The sequence below is a fragment of the Mesorhizobium sp. B283B1A genome (assembly GCF_020165735.1).
GTDB lineage: Bacteria > Pseudomonadota > Alphaproteobacteria > Rhizobiales > Rhizobiaceae > Mesorhizobium > Mesorhizobium opportunistum.
In genome coordinates this window covers 34429-49348 of the sequence record NZ_JAIUIQ010000044.1, presented here as the reverse complement: position 1 = coordinate 49348, position 14920 = coordinate 34429, and the positions used below count along the sequence as shown (strand labels likewise).

Annotated in this window: 14 protein-coding genes; 9 read left to right on the top strand and 5 right to left on the bottom strand. The window is 64.0% G+C overall.

The window, feature by feature from the left end; translation table 11 throughout:
* Positions 1–70: 70 nt before the first annotated feature.
* Positions 71–1039, bottom strand: coding sequence for an adenosylcobinamide-phosphate synthase CbiB (gene cbiB, locus LB577_RS27700; RefSeq protein WP_023763346.1), 969 nt, complete (start codon positions 1037–1039; stop codon positions 71–73).
* Between cbiB and cobD the strand changes: the two genes are divergently transcribed.
* A complete protein-coding gene (cobD, locus tag LB577_RS27695) occupies positions 1038–2084 on the top strand; it encodes a threonine-phosphate decarboxylase CobD (protein ID WP_224689741.1) in 1047 nt (348 codons plus the stop codon). The two genes, cbiB and cobD, sit on opposite strands and share 2 nt — an antisense overlap.
* Entirely contained in the window at positions 2081–2590 is a 510-nt protein-coding gene (locus LB577_RS27690; RefSeq protein ID WP_224689740.1) for a tyrosine phosphatase family protein, read from the top strand. Before cobD ends, LB577_RS27690 begins: the two co-directional genes overlap by 4 nt.
* A gap of 4 nt (positions 2591–2594) precedes the next feature.
* On the opposite strand, the gene LB577_RS27685 is transcribed toward LB577_RS27690, so the two are convergent.
* A complete protein-coding gene (locus tag LB577_RS27685; protein WP_224689739.1) occupies positions 2595–3398 on the bottom strand; it encodes a creatininase family protein in 804 nt (267 codons plus the stop codon).
* A gap of 55 nt (positions 3399–3453) precedes the next feature.
* Complete coding sequence (locus LB577_RS27680; protein ID WP_023763351.1) at positions 3454–3837, bottom strand: RidA family protein; 384 nt, start codon at positions 3835–3837, stop codon at positions 3454–3456.
* Between the two features lie 266 nt (positions 3838–4103).
* Here LB577_RS27680 and LB577_RS27675 point away from each other — a divergent pair, with 266 nt between their 5' ends.
* The 7 genes from LB577_RS27675 to LB577_RS27645 all read left to right on the top strand — a co-directional run bounded on the left by LB577_RS27675 (position 4104) and on the right by LB577_RS27645 (position 11138).
* Positions 4104–5108 (top strand): ABC transporter substrate-binding protein, encoded by a 1005-nt coding sequence (locus LB577_RS27675; RefSeq protein ID WP_023763352.1) that lies wholly within the window; start codon positions 4104–4106, stop codon positions 5106–5108.
* A gap of 13 nt (positions 5109–5121) precedes the next feature.
* Complete coding sequence (locus LB577_RS27670; RefSeq protein ID WP_224689738.1) at positions 5122–5946, top strand: ABC transporter ATP-binding protein; 825 nt, start codon at positions 5122–5124, stop codon at positions 5944–5946.
* Complete coding sequence (locus LB577_RS27665; protein ID WP_224689737.1) at positions 5933–6778, top strand: ABC transporter permease; 846 nt, start codon at positions 5933–5935, stop codon at positions 6776–6778. The genes LB577_RS27670 and LB577_RS27665 overlap by 14 nt, the downstream gene beginning before the upstream one ends.
* 195 nt (positions 6779–6973) lie before the next feature.
* A complete protein-coding gene (locus LB577_RS27660; RefSeq protein WP_224689736.1) occupies positions 6974–8275 on the top strand; it encodes a cytosine deaminase in 1302 nt (433 codons plus the stop codon).
* Positions 8275–9678 (top strand): FAD-binding oxidoreductase, encoded by a 1404-nt coding sequence (locus LB577_RS27655; protein ID WP_224689743.1) that lies wholly within the window; start codon positions 8275–8277, stop codon positions 9676–9678. The genes LB577_RS27660 and LB577_RS27655 overlap by 1 nt, the downstream gene beginning before the upstream one ends.
* A 291-nt stretch (positions 9679–9969) precedes the next feature.
* The gene (locus LB577_RS27650) at positions 9970–10551 is read left to right on the top strand and encodes an NAD(P)H-dependent oxidoreductase (RefSeq protein WP_023780453.1); all 582 of its coding nucleotides are present in this window, start codon (positions 9970–9972) and stop codon (positions 10549–10551) included.
* Entirely contained in the window at positions 10551–11138 is a 588-nt protein-coding gene (locus LB577_RS27645) for an NAD(P)H-dependent oxidoreductase (protein ID WP_224689735.1), read from the top strand. Before LB577_RS27650 ends, LB577_RS27645 begins: the two co-directional genes overlap by 1 nt.
* A gap of 142 nt (positions 11139–11280) precedes the next feature.
* On the opposite strand, the gene LB577_RS27640 is transcribed toward LB577_RS27645, so the two are convergent.
* A complete protein-coding gene (locus LB577_RS27640; protein WP_224689734.1) occupies positions 11281–13740 on the bottom strand; it encodes an FAD-dependent oxidoreductase in 2460 nt (819 codons plus the stop codon).
* Positions 13737–14918, bottom strand: a complete 1182-nt coding sequence (locus LB577_RS27635; protein WP_224689733.1) for a pyridoxal phosphate-dependent aminotransferase — start codon at positions 14916–14918, stop codon at positions 13737–13739. The genes LB577_RS27640 and LB577_RS27635 overlap by 4 nt, the downstream gene beginning before the upstream one ends.
* Positions 14919–14920 lie beyond the last annotated feature (2 nt).

The following is a 14920-nucleotide window of genomic DNA, read 5'->3' as shown; positions in this document are numbered from 1 at the left end:
GGGAGGGTAAGGAACGGTCAGAACTCGATCCCCTGCTGCGCCTTCACGCCCGCGGAAAAATGGTGCTTGGTCACGCCACAATTGCGATCGCGGAGATCAAACCAAACAGCCCGATCAGCAGATAATCGGCGACGCGGTAGAGTTTCAGCGCTCGCCTGATGTCCAGACTGTCGGCTTCGCGGCGGCCGCCTTCGCCCATGAAGACGTCGTCGACCAGCACGCCGCCATAGCTGCGCGGGCCGGCGAGTGCCAGGCCAAGTGCGCCGGCCATCGCCGCTTCCGGCCAGCCGGCATTGGGCGAGCGGTGCTTTTTTGCGTCACGCCGCACTGCTTGCCAAGCATTGTTCGGATCGGCTTCCTTGACCAGGAAAGCCGCCAGCACGATCAGCAGAGCCGTCAGCCGCGACGCCGGAAGATTGATCCAGTCGTCGAAGCGGGCCGCCGCCCAGCCGAAAGCTTCATGGCGCGGGGTGTGGTGGCCGATCATCGAATCGGCGGTGTTGGCGGCCTTGTAGGCGGCGCCGCCGGCGAGCCCGCCGACGCCCGTCCAGAAGGCGGGAGCGACGATGCCATCGGAAAAATTCTCGGCCAGGCTCTCGATCGCCGCACGGCAGACACCGGCCCTGTCCAGAGTTTCTGGATCGCGGCCGACGATGCGCGAGACGGCGACGCGGCCCATGGCGAGACCGCCTGAGTCCAGCGCATCGGCCACGGCCTCGACATGTTCGTAAAGGCTCTTCTGCGACAGGAACGATGTCGCCAGGAGCGCGGTGACGAACAGCCCTAGTGGAACGAACCAGAGCAGGACCTGCACGCAGAGCCCGATCACGGCCGGCACCAGCACGATAACCAGCAGCGCCTGGACACCGCGTTGACGACGCAGCGCGTCGGGATCAGTAGCGCGGTTGAGCCTTAGGTCGAGAAAGGATATCAGCCTGCCGAACCACGTCACTGGATGACCGATGGCGCGAAACAGCCAGTCCGGATAACCCAGAAAAAATTCGATGACCAATGACAGGAAAGCGATCAGGACTGACATGAAGCTTCTTGATGGAGCGGTGGACCATGGTGGAAGTCTTGGCCGGGCGAGGGTGCTTTTCCCCAACGCCGTACTGCCTTTCGTCGACCTCTCGACCGGTATCAATCCGCACTCCTACCCGCTTTTCGATCTGCCCGCCACCTCGCTGTCGCGATTGCCGGAGGCCGCGCGCGGGCGCGAACTGACAGCGATCGCGGCCGGCACTTACGGCGCGCCGTCGCCAGTCCATGTCGTGGCGGCACCGGGCACGCAGATCCTGCTGCCGCGCGTCGCAGCGCTGGTCAGGCCCGGCAAGGCTTTGGTGCTGGGACCGACCTACGCCGAACATGCCCGCGCAGCAGCGATCGCGGGGCATCGGGTGAGCGAAGTCAGCGATTTTGCGACGCTGGCCGAAGCTGACCTTGCCATCATCGTCAATCCGAACAACCCGGACGGGCGCATCATCGAGCGCGACCGGTTGCTGGCGTTGGCAGTGCAATTGCGCGCCAAGGGCGGGCTGCTGGTCGTCGACGAGGCGTTCATGGATGTCGGCCCGCGCGAACATAGTCTTGCCGGCGATGTCGAACAGGGCGGCATCGTCGTCTTGCGCTCGTTCGGCAAGTTCTTTGGCCTGGCTGGCCTGCGGCTCGGCTTTGCGCTTTCCGATGTGCCGACGGTGGAATTGCTGGAGACGCAATTCGGACCATGGGCCGTCGCCGGCCCGGCGCTGGAATACGGCATTCGCGCGCTTGCCAATATCGGCTGGCAGGCGGATATGAGAGCTTCCCTCATGGAGGCATCCGCGCGGCTGGACGCCCTGTTCGGCCGCTTCGGCGTTGCCGTCGCCGGCGGCACCACGCTGTTTCGCTATCTCAGCCTGGCGGATGCCGCCGGACTGTTTTCGGCACTTGGCGAACGCGGCATCCTGCTTCGGCATTTCTCCGACCGGCCGCATGTCCTGCGCGCCGGCCTGCCGGGAAGCGAGGAAGAGTGGCAGCGGCTCGAATCGGCTCTTGCCGGCTGGGCGATGCGGCGCGACGATGGCGTCAGGGAGATCGCGCGATGATCCATGTCTGTTCGCTGGCGAAGATCGAGGAAACGGTGGCCAGGACCGGCGCCGGTCGCATGCTGTCCTTGCTGACGGTGGGGACCGAGGTTGTTCGGCCGTCCTCGATATCGCGGGAAAACCATCTGCATCTGGTCATGCACGACATCGCGGTGGCGCAGGACGGCATGACCATGCCAGGCGAGGAGCATGTGCGCAGCCTGCTCGATTTCGCGCGCCGCTGGGACCGGGCAAAGCCGATCGTGGTGCATTGCTATGCCGGCATCAGCCGCTCGACGGCGTCTGCGTATATCATCGCCGCCGCACTGGCGCCGAAACGCGACGAGGCCGAACTGGCGCAGACGCTGCGTGCCCTGTCGCCCTCGGCCACACCAAACCCGCGGCTGATCGCGGTGGCCGATATGCTGCTTGGCCGCAATGGCCGCATGATCGAGGCGATCGAATCGATCGGGCGCGGTGCGGATGCGTTCGAGGGCACGCCATTCGCGCTGAAGATCGACGTTTAGGCGGCTATTTCAGCCACTCGGCCAACTGCGCCTTGCGCACATCCCTGAGCAGGCTGATGAAGCCATCGGCCTGATATTCAGCCGTCAGCCGGCCTTTCTCCGCCGTTGCGATGCTGGCGTCGCCGACCACACCGTTCGGGTTGAGATCACTGGCGATCCAGGCGAAGGCGTGGGTGCCGGTGTGGCGCAGCAGCGAAAATTCCTGCTCGGCCTTGGCGACGTTGGAGACGAAATTGTCGGCCTTGCCCATGTCGACGAGATCCGGCCGGAAATGCAGCATCAGCGAGGTCTCGACATCGCCGCCATGAATGCCGTGGCGATCCTCGATCTCGGTGTACATGCCGGCCGGGCGGCCAAAACGCTGCCAGCTGGTCTTCACCGCCAGCATCTTCTCGCGCACCCGCAATTCGCGCGTGATGATGCCCATGATCTCTTCATTGCCGCCATGCGAGTTGACGACGATGAGCTTGCGCACACCGGCGCGCGCGATCGACAGGCCAAGCTCGGTCCAGGCCTCGACCAGCGTCGTTGCCGGCAGGGTAAGAGTACCCGGCGCGTGCAGATGCTCGTTCGACTTGCCCACCGCCTGGACCGGCAGAATGCGGATGTCGAGATCGTCGGGCAGGCGCGAAATGACGGTGTCCAGCATGCCGTTCATGATCGAGGTGTCGGTCGACACCGGCAGATGCGGTCCATGCTGCTCGATCGCCGCCACCGGCAGCACGGCGATGGTCGCCTCGGGATCGATCGAAGCGTATTCGGTGGTCCGGTAGTCGCCCCACCACACGCGTCTTTTTGCAACGGTCATGTCATGCCTCTTCGATGAACCGGCCAGACCTAGCGCGGGACGGACGGCCTGTCGATCACCCGGCTGCGATGGCTTCGATCTCGACCTTGAATTCGGGCCGCGCGAATCCGCTGACGATCATCAGCGTCGAGGCCGGTGCCGGGCTGGAAAACAGCCGGTCGCGGACGTCCATATAGGGCCGCAGATGCACGCGGTCGGTGACATAGGCGTTGATGCGCACGATATCCCCAAGTCCAAGCCCCGCCTCGCCGAGGATCGCGGCGATGTTGCGGAAGCAGAGCTCGGCCTGGGCGCCGGCGTCTTCGGGTATCTGGTCATCCGCCGTGATCGCAACCTGGCCCGAGCACAGCACCAGTCGCTTGCCAGGGGGCACCTCGACGCCGTGGCTGTAGCGGGCAAAGGGCGGCTTGATCGACTTCGGGGTGAGGAATTTGAACATGGCAATCTCCTGGATACCGCCAGCGTAAGGCGGGATGCATTACAGCATCAAGATGGCGGTGCATGTTGCCGGTGCGATTGTGGACAGGCGTTCAAAAAATAGGCACGATGCCTCCAGTGCAGCACGACCTTTCCGGCTTTCGCAGATGGCTGTGGTGCAGGCGGGCGGGTCCCGGCGCGCGACGCCGGTGGCATGTGTCTTGCTTCTTGAATCTTTGGTGTCGAGCCTGGCGCGTGTCGCGCCGGAGCAAACAAAGGGTGGTGTCGATGTACGCAAAACAGAAGATCTCGGTGGCGGTGGTGGCCTTGCTTGCCGCCGGCACGCTTGGGGCGGCGGCGAATGAAAAAGTCACCTTCGGCACCAACTGGTTGGCCGAGCCGGAACATGGCGGCTATTACCAGGCCGTGGCGGACGGCACCTATGCCGCCTGCGGCCTCGACGTCACCATCATGCAGGGGGGCCCGCAGGTCAGCGGCCGGCCGATGCTGCTGGCCGGCAAGATCGATTTCTACATGGGCGGCAACCTGCTGTCGGCCTTCGATGCCGTCCAGCAGGGCATTCCGATGCGCGTGGTGGCCGCAGACTTCCAGAAGGACCCGCAGGTCATCATGTCCCATCCCGGCGAGGGGCTCGACAAATGGGAGGATCTGAAGAACGCCGACCAGTACATCCTGGGCGACGAAGGCGTGCAGACCTTCTTCCAGTGGATGGTCACGGCACTGGGCTTCGACGCCGCCAAGCGCGCGCCTTATACCTACAATACCGCTCCGTTCCTCGCCAACAAGAAGTCGATCCAGCAGGGCTATGTCACGTCGGAACCGTTCGCGGTCAAGAAGGAAGGCGGCTTCGTGCCGAACCAGTTCCTGCTCGCCGACTATGGCTGGGATACGTATTCGACGACGATCGAGGTGATGCAGGACACGATCGACAAGAAGCCGGAGGTGGTCCAGTGCTTCGTCGATGGCTCGGCCAAGGGCTGGTACAAATATCTCTACGGCGACAACAAGGCCGCCAACGACATGATCAAGAAAGACAATCCTGACATGAGCGACGAGCAGATCGCCTTCTCGATCGAACAGATGAAAAAGTTCGGCCTTGCCGATTCCGGCGACACCGAGAAGCTCGGCATCGGCGCCATGACCGACGCGCGGATCAAGAGTTTTTACGACAAGATGGTCAAGGCCAAGGTTACGCCCGACGGCATCGACATCACGAAGGCCTATACGCTGGCCTTCGTCAACAAGGGCGTCGGGCTCGAGCTGAAGAAATAGGCCGGTCCCGGCAATGATAAAGGAAAAGGTGGCGCAAGCGCCGGCCTTGGTCACCGCTCCGACCTTGCTGGCGCTGCGTGGCGTCGGCAAGGTCTTTTCCAACGGCGTGACTGCGTTGAGCGATGTCGACCTGACGATCCGGGAAGGCGATTTTCTCAGCCTGCTCGGACCGTCCGGCTGCGGCAAGTCGACGGCTCTGCGGCTGATCGCCGGCCTGTCGACGCCGACTTCCGGCGTGCTCGATTGGCGCGGCAGCGGCTCGCTCGACCGCGCCAACATCGGCTTCGTCTTCCAAGAGCCGACATTGCTGCCCTGGGCCAGCGTTCTCGACAATGTCTGGCTGCCGCTCAGGCTGAAGGGCATTTCCCGTGCCAAGGCGGCGCCGGCCATCACGGAGATGCTGGCGCGGGTGCACCTGACCGGCTTTGAGGACGCGGTGCCGCGCGAACTGTCGGGCGGCATGAAGATGCGCGTCTCGATCGCGCGCGCCATGGTGACCAAGCCGCGCGTGCTGTTGATGGACGAGCCGTTCGCCGCACTCGACGAGATCACGCGTTTCAAGCTCAACAACGACCTCCTGGAGTTGTGGCAGGACGAGCGCTTCACCGTCGTCTTCGTCACCCACAGTGTTTTCGAAAGCGTGTTTCTCTCCAATCGCGTTGTCGTCATGGCGGCACGCCCGGGCAGGGTGTTCGACGAACTCGCCATCGATGCCTCCTATCCGCGCGACGAGGTGTTTCGGACCTCTCCCGACTATGCTGCTTTGTGTCGGCGGGCTTCCGATGTGCTGATCGGTGCCATCAATTCAACAGCAGGCGCGCATCATGACGGCCATTGACGAACTCAAGCTCGATCCCGAGGAGGCGCGACGCGTGCGCCAGGAGCGATTCGAGCGGATCGGCCGCTGGGTTTTGCCTCTGGCGATCATGATCCTGGCGATCTGGCTCTGGGACCGCATCTGCGTCTGGAACGGTATCCCGCAATATATCCTGCCGCGTCCTGGCGTGGTGCTGTGGACCCTCTACAGCGATGCCGGCCTCCTGTTCTCGTCGCTGCTGATCACCTTGCGCATCACCTTCCTCAGCCTGGCCTTGGCCGTCATCGGCGGTGTCGGCCTGTCCGTGCTGTTCGCGCAGTCGAAATGGGTCGAGATGTCATTTTTCCCCTTCGCCATCGTGCTGCAGGTGACGCCGATCGTAGCGATCTTTCCGCTGATCAACATCTATGTAAACAACCAGACGACCAAGCTTCTGCTGTGCGCCTGGATCGTCGCCTTCTTCCCGATCCTGTCCAACACAACGCTCGGCCTCAACTCGGTCGACCGCAATCTGCGCGACCTGTTCAAGCTCAACGGCGCGACGCGCTGGCAGCAATTGCGCTATCTCAGGCTGCCGGCGGCGATGCCGTATTTCCTCGGCGGGCTGAAGATCGCGGGCGGCCTGTCGCTGATCGGCGCCGTGGTGGCCGAGTTCGTCGCCGGCGCCACCGGCCAGTCGTCGGGGCTTGCCTCGCGCATCATCGAGGCCGGCTACCGGCTCAACGCGCCACGGCTGTTCGCGGCGCTGTTCCTGATCTCGCTGACCGGCATCCTGATCTTCCTCGTGCTGTCGCTGATTTCGCATCTCATTCTGCGGCGCTGGCATGAGAGCGCACTGAAGCAAGAGCGGTAGGGTGTGTGACGTGATTGATATGTTGGTGCGAGGCGCCCCCCTCTGTCCTGCCGGACATCTCCCCCTCAAGTGGGGAGATTGGCCGCTGTCACGATCTTCGCCAATCTCCAACATTGAAAAAAATGAGCCGGCGCCGACGCTGCCAATCTCCTCCCTTGAGGGGGAGATGCCCGGCAGGGCAGAGGGGGGCAGGCCTTGATACCAGCCTCTGGTTCCTACCACCTTGCCAAAGCACGTGTTCATCAGTCTGTTACGCCCGGCTTCGCCGCCGTCTTCGACAGCGATGGCTTTGCGCTGGCCGACATCACTGTCGCCGATGGCAAGATCGCGGGCATTGCCGCGCATGACCAGGCAGCGGCACCAGCCGATGCCGTCGATCTCGGCGGCCGCATCGTTCTGCCCTGCTTCGTCGATTGCCACACGCATATCGACAAGGGCCATATCTGGCCGCGAAAACCCAATCCGGATGGCACCTTCATGGGCGCGCTGAACGCCACCGGCGCTGACCGCGTAGCCCGTTGGAGTGCCCAGGATGTGGCCCGGCGGATGGATTTCTCGCTGCGCTCTGCCTACGCGCATGGCACCAGGGCACTGCGCACCCACATCGACAGCGTCGCGCCGCAGGAGGAGATTTCCTGGCCGGTGTTCGAGACGATGCGCGAGGCATGGCGTGGCCGCGTCGAATTGCAGGGCGCCTGCCTGCTCGGCATCGAGGGCGTGCGCGACAGAAAATGGTTCGACAGGCTGGCGAAACGGGTTGCCGCCGCTAAGGGCGTGCTCGGCGTCGTTACCTACATGGTGCCGGACCTGGAAGAGCTGCTCGACCAGGTCTTCGCGCAGGCGATCAAGCATGGCCTCGATCTCGATTTCCATGCCGACGAGACGGACGATGCCGCCGCGATCTCGCTGAAGAAGATCGCCGAGGCGGCACTGTGGAACGGCTTCGAGGGCAACATCCTCGTCGGCCATTGCTGTTCGCTGGCGCGGCAGCCCGATCTCGATGTGCTGGACACGCTGGACAAGGTGGCGAAGGCCGGCTTAGCCGTCGTGTCGCTGCCGATGTGCAATCTCTATCTGCAGGATCGGCGCACGGATCAGACCACGCCGCGCTGGCGTGGCGTGACGCTGCTGCATGAGATGAAGGCGAGGGGCATTCCGGTCGCCGTCGCCTCCGACAACACGCGTGACCCGTTCTACGCCTATGGTGATCTCGACATGCTGGAGGTCTACCGCATGGCGACGCGCATCCTGCATTTCGATCATCCGGTCGCGGACTGGCCGCAAACCGTCAGCGCGACGCCGGCCAGCGTTATGCGGCTCGACGGGTTCGGCACGCTTGCCGCCGGCGGCGATGCCGACTTCATCCTGTTCAAAGGTAGGAGCTGGACCGAATTGCTGTCGCGGCCCGAATCGGATCGCATCGTCGTGCGCGGCGGGCGCGCGATCGACCGGCAGTTGCCCGACTATGCCGAACTCGACGGACTGATGGTGGAATGATGGACGTCTCGGCGCTCAAACGCGATCTCGAAGGCCTGAAGATCGACGACAATCCAGCCATCGTCCAGCAGAAGAGCCGCGATTTCTACTGGTACAGCCCTGTGCTGAAGCGGCAGCTCGACCATGTCACCGGCGATCTCATCGTGACGCCGAGGAACGAGGCCGAACTGGTCCGCCTGCTGGCCGCCTGTTATCGGCATGGCGTACCGGTGACACCGCGCGGCAGCGGCACCGGCAATTACGGCCAGGCGATGCCGCTGTCGGGCGGCGTGGTGCTCAATCTTGCCGAGATGAACGAGATCAAGTCGATCGCGCCGGGCCGTGTCGTGACCGGACCCGGTGCGATCCTGGCCGATATCGACAAAGCGACGCGGGCGCATTCCGGCCAGGAGCTGCGGCTGTCGCCCTCCACCTACAACACTGCCTCGATCGGCGGCTTCATCGCCGGCGGCTCGGGCGGCGTCGGCTCGATCAATTTCGGCGGGTTGCGCGATTTCGGCAATGTGCTGCGCCTGCGCGTGGTGACCATGGAGGCCGAACCGAAGGTGCTCGAACTAACCGGCGAGGATCTGCACAAGGTGACCCACGCCTACGGCACCAACGGCATCATCACGGAAGTCGAGATGCCGCTGACCGCTGCCTATGAGTGGGTCGATGTCATCGTCGGCTTCGACAAGTTCATGGACGCGGCGCGCTATGGCAATGCGCTAGCGTGCCAGGACGGCATCCTGACCAAGCTGATCACGCCGATCGCGGCACCCGTGCCGCAGCTTTATTTCAAGCGGCACCAGAAATTCCTACGGGAAGGGCAGAGCATCTGCGTCGTCATGGTGGCGCGGCATGGGCTGGATGCCTTCCTCACCTTCACCCGCCGCGCCGGCGGCGAGTTGATCTTCAATGCCGCGACGGCAACGCCGGAGGAGAAAAAGGGTCTGCCGCCGGCCTATGAGCTGGCCTGGAACCACACAACGCTGAGGGCGCTGCGGGTTGACCCTTCGATCACCTACCTGCAATCGCTCTATCCCTTTCCAAATCAGCTGGCGCTGGTCGAGAAAATGGATGCGATGTTTCCCGGCGAAGTGTTCTCGCATCTCGAGTTCGTGCGGCTGGACGGCAACATCACCTGCTTCGGCCTGCCGCTGGTCAAGTTCACCACCGAGGCGCGGCTCGACAAGATCATCCGTCTGCATGAGGACAATGGCTGCCCGATCTTCAACCCGCACCGCTACACGCTGGAAGAGGGCGGCATGAAGCAGACCGACGCGGTGCAGCTCGCCTTCAAGCGCGAGACCGACCCCCAGGGGCTGCTCAATCCCGGCAAGATGATCGCCTGGGAAAACCCGGATTATGACTATCGTTCGGGGCGAACCTTCCTTTTCAAGGGGCTGCAAAAGGCAGGGTGAGACGATGACCGGCGCATGGCGTTGTACCCCCCTCTGGCCTGGCGGCCCGGGCCCTTCGCTGTCGCTCCGGGCGTTCGTCGCTCGGAAAGCCAAGCAATTGGCTTCCCGTCCGCTGCGCGGACCACTCGTCACCCCCCGCAAGGGGGGAGATCGGACTGCCGCATTGCTTTCGCCAATCATCAACACCGCAGTTTGGTCGCAACAAAAAAGCTGCCAATCTCACCCCTTGAGGGGGAGATGCCCGGCAGGGCAGAGGGGGGCGCCTCGCGCTAACATAGGGGATGTTTCACCGTGAACATCCTCGTCCTCTACGCCCATCCGGTCGAGACCAGCTTCAATGCCGGACTGCACCGGATGATCGTCGAGCGGCTGACGGCGGCGGGTCATGCGGTCGATGACTGCGATCTCTACGCCGAGGATTTCGACCCGCGGCTGACGCACCAGGAGAGGCTGGATTATCACAATCGGCGCGGCCCCGAAGACCCGGCGGCGCCCTATGTCGAGCGCCTGTTGCGGGCCGATGCGCTGGTGCTTTCCTATCCGGTCTGGAACTACGGCTTCCCCGCGATCCTGAAAGGCTTCTTCGATCGCGTCTTCCTGCCCGGCGTGTCGTTCAAGCTGGTCGACGGCAAGGTGCAGCCGTCATTGCACAACATCAAGAAGGTCGCGGCCGTCACCACGTACGGCGGCAGCCGGTTTCGCGCCATGCTGATGGGCGATCCGCCGCGCAGGCTGATCAAGCGCATGCTGCGCGCCACCGTGAAACCCGGGGCGCCGGTGACTTATCTCGCGCATTACGCGATGAACCTGTCGACCGACGACAGCCGCAAGGCCTTCATGGCCAAGACCGCGGCCAGCATGGATGCCTTCTGATGCGCGCGCTGGTCGTCTATTGCCATCCGGTGCCGGAGAGTTTTTGCGCCGCGATCCGCGATACCGCTGTCGAAGTGTTGACGCAAAGAGGCTGGGAGGTGCGGCTGCTCGACCTCTATGCCGAGAAATTCGACCCGGTGATGGGCTGCGAGGAGCGGCGTGGTTACAATTACCAGGCGCCGCGCGACCCGGCGCTGAAGCCGCATTTCGAGCTGCTCAACTGGGCCGAGGCGATCCTCTTCGTCTATCCGACCTGGTGGTACGGGCTGCCGGCGATGCTGAAGGGCTGGCTCGATCGCGTTTGGGCGACCGATGTCGCCTTCAAGCTGCCAGCGGGCAAGGGACGGATCAAATCGCTGATGACGCATGTAACCAAGGTCGGCGTCATCACCACCTGCGGCGCGCCGACCTGGTGGAGTGTCGTTGTCGGCCAACCCGGGCGCAAAACCCTGCTGCGCGGCATGCGGGCGCTCTGCGCGACGCGCTGCAGGACATTTTTCCTGGCGCATTATCTGATGGATGCCTCGACGCCACAATCGAGGACGGCGTTTCTGGCGAAGGTGAGGGCGAAGCTGGAGCGGTTTTGAGGAAATTAGCGTCCTTCTCCCCGTTCCACGGGGAGAAGATGCCGGAAGGCAGATGAGGGGCAGCGCGACTTTCGAATGCTGGCGCCGCCCCTCATCCGGCCTTCGGGCCACCTTCTCCCCGTGGAACGGGGCGAAGGAAGAGCTACGTCTTCGTTCGCTCGGCCTTGGGATCATACATCGGCTTCAGCGACGCCTCTGCTGCAAAACGTTCGCCGGCGATCTCGATCTCGTAGGACGAGGCCAGCACATCGGCCTCGCTCTCGCCGGGGCATGGCACATAGCCGAGCCCGATGGCACCGCCGAGATAATGGCCGTAATTGCCCGAGGTGATCGGGCCGACGATCCTGCCGTCGCGCAGGATCGCTTCGTTGTGGAAGAGCAGCGGCTGCGGGTCCTTCAGGCGGAATTGGATGAGCCGGCGTGAGAGTCCGGCCTCCTTCTTGCGCAGCACAGCATCACGGCCGATGAAATCGCCCTTGGCCGTCTTCACTGCGAAGCCCAGGCCGGCTTCCAGGACATTGTCCTCGTCGGTGATGTCGTGGCCGAAATGCCGGAAGGCCTTTTCGATGCGGCATGAATCCAGCGTGTGCAGGCCGCAGAGTTTCAGGCCGACATCGGTACCGGCCTCCTCGATCGCCTCGAAGACATGGGCGGCCTGATCGGTCGAGACATAGAGCTCCCAGCCGAGTTCGCCGACATAGGTGACGCGGTGGGCGCGGGCGATGCCCATGCCGATCTCGATCTCCTGGAACGTGCCGAACGGATTGTTCTCGTTGGAAAAATCGTTGGGGCTGACCTTCTGGATCAGCTTTCGGGCGTCCGGACCCATCAGGCAAAGTACGCTTTCGGCCGCGGTCACATCGGTGATGACGACGAATTCCTCGCCGACATGCCGTCGCAGCCAGGCGAGATCACGTTGCAGCGTGGCGCCCGGCACGACGAGGAAGTAGGCCGTGTCCGATAGCCTGGACACGGTGAGGTCGCTCTCGATGCCGCCGCGCCGATTGAGCATCTGGGTGTAGACGATCTTGCCCGGCGCCACGTCCATGTCGTTGGCGCAGAGCCTTTGCAGGAAAGCGCAAGCGTCGCGGCCCTCGACGCGGATCTTGCCGAACGAGGTCATGTCGAACATGCCGACCTTGTCGCGGACCGCCAGATGTTCCTCGCGCTGGTTGTCGAACCAGTTCTGCCGCTTCCAGGAATAGCGGTATTCGCGCTCCTGTCCCTCACGGGCGAACCAGTTGGCCCGCTCCCAGCCCGCGACCTCGCCGAACACGGCGCCGCGCGCCTTCAGGTGTTCATGCAGCGGCGAGCGCCGGACATTCCTGGACGTTGCCATCTGCCGATAGGGGAAGTGATCGGCGTAGAGCAGGCCAAGCGTTTCGGAGACGCGCTCCTTGAGATAGCGGCGGTTCTTCTGGAACGGCTGGGCGCGGCGGATGTCGACTTCCCACAGGTCGAACGGTGCTTCGCCGTCGTTGATCCACTGCGCCAGCGCCATGCCGGCGCCACCGGAAGAGACGATGCCGATCGAATTGTAGCCGGTCGCCATCCAATAGCCCCGCAGTTCCGGCGCCTCGCCGAGATAATAGCGGTCGTCGGGAGTGAAACTCTCGGGGCCGTTGAAGAAGGTGTGGATGCCGGCGGTGGCCAGCATCGGCATGCGGTTGACGCCCATTTCGAGGATGGGTTCGAAATGGTCCATGTCCTCGGGAAGCTGGTCGAAGCAGAAATCCTCGCGGATGCCGTCCATGCCCCAGGGCTTGGCCACCGGTTCGAAGGCGCCGAGCATCATCTTGCCGGCGTCTTCCTTGTAGTAGGCGCACTCGTCCGGCACGCGCAGCACCGGCAGGCGGCCGAGACCGGGGATGGGTTCGGTGACAAGGTAAAAATGCTCGCAGGCGTGCAGCGGGATGGTGACGCCGTTCTGGGCGCCCAGTTCGCGCGCCCACATGCCGGCGCAGTTAACGACGATGTCGGCCTCGATCATGCCCGTTTCGTCACCTTGCGCCCAGGATACGCCGGTGACGCGGCCGGCCCTGGTGTGGACTTTTGTCACCTTCACATTCTCGACGATGGTGGTGCCGCGCTGGCGCGCGCCCTTGGCCAGCGCCATGGCGATGTTGGCCGGGTCGCACTGGCCGTCGAGCGGCAGATGCACGGCGCCGACGACGTCGGAGACATTGAGATGCGGATACATCTCACTGACTTCGCTGGGCGAAATCTCGCGCACGTCGACATCGAAGGCGCGGGCCAGCGAGGCCTGTCGATAGATCTCGTGCTTGCGCTCCTCGGTCAGGGCCACGGTGATCGAGCCGACTTGGCGCATGCCGGTTCCGACCTCGGTCTCGGCTTCCAGCTTGACATAGAGGTCGGCCGAATATTTGGCCAGCCGCGTCATGTTCTGCGAGCCGCGCAACTGGCCGATCAGGCCAGCGGCGTGCCATGTCGTACCCGACGTCAACTGCTTGCGCTCGAGCAGCACGATGTCGGTCCAGCCGAGCTTGGCAAGGTGATAGGCGACCGAACAGCCGGAGACGCCGCCGCCGATGATGACCGCCCTTGCCTTGGCAGGGATGGCCTTGGTGGGGATGGTCGTCATGCGGCCTCGCGGCGATAGCTGGAAGCAAAACGGCGCAGCCGCAGCGCTGCTTCCCGCAGCACGGGCTCAGGCTGGCAGAGGCTGATGCGGATGTGGCCGGCGGCGGCCTCGCCGAAGCTGGAGCCGGGCATCACGCCGACATTCTCCTTGTCAAGCAAGGCCCAGGCGAATTTCTCGTCGTCGGGTTCGACATTGGATATGTCGAGCATGACATACATGCCGCCCTCGGAACCGCGCACGGTGACATCGTTCATGCCGCGCACGGCCTCGATGAAGACGGTGCGGCGCGCCGCGTAGCGCTCGGCGATGTCCTTGACGCCATAGCGGTTCTCCAGCGCCTCGGCGCAAGCGATCGAGATGAAGGCCGGCAGGCCGTAGGTCGTCACCAGGTTGAGGTTGATCAGCAGCGTGATCATCTCGCTGGGACCGGTCAGCCAGCCCATGCGCCAGCCGGTCATGCCATGGCTCTTGGACATGGAATTGATGACCAGCGTGCGCTTGGCCATGCCGGGCAGCGAGCGCGGCGAGACGTGCTCGCCGCCGCCGAGCGTCCAGTAGACCTCGTCCGACAGCAGCCAGAGGTCGTGCTCACGGCAAATCTCGGCCAGCTGTTCCAGCCGCTCGCGCGAATAGACGGCGCCTGTCGGGTTGTTCGGCGTGTTGATCAGGATGGCGCGCGTGTTGGGCCTGATCGCCGCGCGGATCATGTCGGCGCGGGGCTGGAAGCCATCCTCGGCCGGCGTCTCGACGACGGTGAAACTGGCGCCGGCGGCGCTGAACGTATTGGGATAGGTCGCGTAGTAGGGCGCCACGACGATGGCATGGTCGCCCTGGTCAAGCACGGCCTGCACGGCCGCGTAAAGGGCGGCCTGGCCGCCCGGCGTTGCGATCACCTGATCCGGCAGCGTCTCGATGCCCGTGCAGGCGTTCGAGGCCGCGGCCATCGCCTTGCGCAGGCGCGGCAGGCCGGGCAGCGGGGTATAGTGGTGATTGCTGCCGCGAACCGCGGTCACGCAGGCTTCGATCGTTTCCGAGGGCGTGTCGAAATCATGATCGCCGACCGACAGCATGATGATGTCTTCGCCAGCTTCCTTGCGTGTCCAGGCGGCGAAATGAACCTCCCAGCCATCCTTGCCGGAAGGTACGATACCGGAAATGCGCGATGATGGTCTTGGCATTA

Coding starts and splice junctions, on each gene's coding strand:
- cobD (WP_224689741.1), top strand. CDS start 1,038: ATGAAGCTTCTTGATGGAGCGGTGGACCATGGTGGAAGTCTTGGCCGG.
- cbiB (WP_023763346.1), bottom strand. CDS start 1,039: ATGTCAGTCCTGATCGCTTTCCTGTCATTGGTCATCGAATTTTTTCTG.
- LB577_RS27690 (WP_224689740.1), top strand. CDS start 2,081: ATGATCCATGTCTGTTCGCTGGCGAAGATCGAGGAAACGGTGGCCAGG.
- LB577_RS27685 (WP_224689739.1), bottom strand. CDS start 3,398: ATGACCGTTGCAAAAAGACGCGTGTGGTGGGGCGACTACCGGACCACC.
- LB577_RS27680 (WP_023763351.1), bottom strand. CDS start 3,837: ATGTTCAAATTCCTCACCCCGAAGTCGATCAAGCCGCCCTTTGCCCGC.
- LB577_RS27675 (WP_023763352.1), top strand. CDS start 4,104: ATGTACGCAAAACAGAAGATCTCGGTGGCGGTGGTGGCCTTGCTTGCC.
- LB577_RS27670 (WP_224689738.1), top strand. CDS start 5,122: ATGATAAAGGAAAAGGTGGCGCAAGCGCCGGCCTTGGTCACCGCTCCG.
- LB577_RS27665 (WP_224689737.1), top strand. CDS start 5,933: ATGACGGCCATTGACGAACTCAAGCTCGATCCCGAGGAGGCGCGACGC.
- LB577_RS27655 (WP_224689743.1), top strand. CDS start 8,275: ATGGACGTCTCGGCGCTCAAACGCGATCTCGAAGGCCTGAAGATCGAC.
- LB577_RS27645 (WP_224689735.1), top strand. CDS start 10,551: ATGCGCGCGCTGGTCGTCTATTGCCATCCGGTGCCGGAGAGTTTTTGC.
- LB577_RS27640 (WP_224689734.1), bottom strand. CDS start 13,740: ATGACGACCATCCCCACCAAGGCCATCCCTGCCAAGGCAAGGGCGGTC.
- LB577_RS27635 (WP_224689733.1), bottom strand. CDS start 14,918: ATGCCAAGACCATCATCGCGCATTTCCGGTATCGTACCTTCCGGCAAG.